This is a genomic window from Candidatus Methylomicrobium oryzae (genome assembly GCF_016745425.1).
In the GTDB taxonomy this organism is placed as follows: domain Bacteria; phylum Pseudomonadota; class Gammaproteobacteria; order Methylococcales; family Methylomonadaceae; genus Methylomicrobium; species Methylomicrobium oryzae.
Genome location: NZ_JAERVK010000049.1, coordinates 1 through 1,668 on the forward strand (window position 1 = coordinate 1; position 1,668 = coordinate 1,668).

Consider the following 1,668-nt stretch of genomic DNA (forward strand, 5'->3'; position numbering starts at 1 on the left):
GAACGCGTGCGCCAGATGTCCTGGAACAAGACGGCGGCGGTCTATCCGGCAGGTTTCGTGCACGCGCTGATCAGTCAAACGGCGGCGGCGCAGCCCGAGGCGACGGCCTTGCTGTGCGGCGATCGGACCCTGAGCTATGCCGAACTGGAGCGAAGATCCAACCGCCTGGCCCGGTATTTGATCGAGCGGGGCATCGGCCCGGAGGTGCCGGTCGGCATTGCGATGGAGCGTTCGTTCGACCTGGTGGTAGGCCTGTTGGCCATCGTCAAGGCCGGCGGCGCCTACCTGCCGCTGGACCCCGACTATCCGGCCGACCGCCTGGCTTATATGATCGCCGATGCCGGCATCGGTTTAGTGCTGAGCCATGGCGCGGTGATCGAGACGTTCCGGCCGCTGTGCACTCCGCAGTGCGTAGCCTACGACCTGGACACCCTGGACCTGTCCGGCCAGCCCGATACGGCACCTGAGGTCGCCCTGCATCCGGCCCATCCGGTCTACCTCATCTATACCTCCGGCTCCACCGGTAAGCCCAAAGGGGCAACCAATACCCATGAAGCCTTGGCCAACCGGCTGCACTGGATGCAAGCGGCTTACCCCCTCGGCCCGCACGACACCGTCTTGCAGAAAACCCCGTTCAGCTTCGACGTCTCGGTCTGGGAATTCCTCTGGCCCTTGCTGACCGGTGCCCGCCTGGCCATCGCCTTACCGGGTGAGCACCGCGACCCTCGGGCTCTGGCCGGGACGATGCAGCGTCAACAGGTGACGACCTTGCACTTCGTACCGTCCATGCTGGCCGAATTCGTCAGCCAGCCGAATCTCCCGGCCTTCCCGGCCTTGAAACGCATTATCTGCAGCGGCGAAGCCCTGCCGGCCGACCTGCAGCAGCGCGTGTTCGACCGCCTGCCCGGCGTCGAACTGAACAACCTGTACGGCCCGACCGAAGCGGCCATCGACGTGACCCACTGGACCTGCCGCAGTGACGGCAGCCTAAGCGTCCCGATCGGGGAGGCGATCGGCAACATTCAAATCCATATCCTGGACAGGGACCTCAATCCGCAGCCCGAAGGCGTAACCGGCGAGCTCTACATCGGCGGCATCGGCCTGGCGCGCGGCTACCACCGTCGGCCGGCTCTGACCGCCGACCGCTTCCTGCCCGACCCGTTCGGCCGGGGCGGCCGGCTCTACCGCACCGGTGATCTGGCCCGGCGCCGGCCTGACGGCATCATCGACTACCTGGGCCGGATCGACCATCAGGTCAAACTGCGCGGCTTGCGGATCGAGCTGGGCGAGATCGAAACCGCCTTGCTCGGCCGGCCCGGCATCGACGAAGCCGCCGTGCTGCTGAAAGAGGCGGCGGGCGGCCCGCGGCTGATCGCTTACCTGGCCGCGGACGCGCAGGCCGAGAGCGACGCCGATCTGCACCAGGCGCTGCGCCGGCAACTGCCCGACTACCTGGTGCCGTCGGCACTGATCCGCTTGGACAGCCTGCCGAAGACCGCCAACGGCAAACTGGACCGCAAAGCCCTGCCGGCGCCGAGCTGGCAGGGCCAGGCCTTCCGGGCGCCGCAGAGCGGCATCGAAATCGCACTGGCCGCCCTTTGGCAGGAGCTGCTCGGGGTCGAGCAGGTCGGCTTGGACGATAACTTCTTCGAGCTCGGCGGCCATTCG

1 protein-coding gene is annotated in these 1,668 nt (G+C 67.3%); it reads left to right on the forward strand.

Annotated features, from left to right (window positions below):
* Positions 1–15 precede the first annotated feature (15 nt).
* On the forward strand, positions 16–1,668 hold a 1,653-nt coding region (locus JJL52_RS21055), incomplete at its 3' end, for an amino acid adenylation domain-containing protein (protein WP_202054487.1).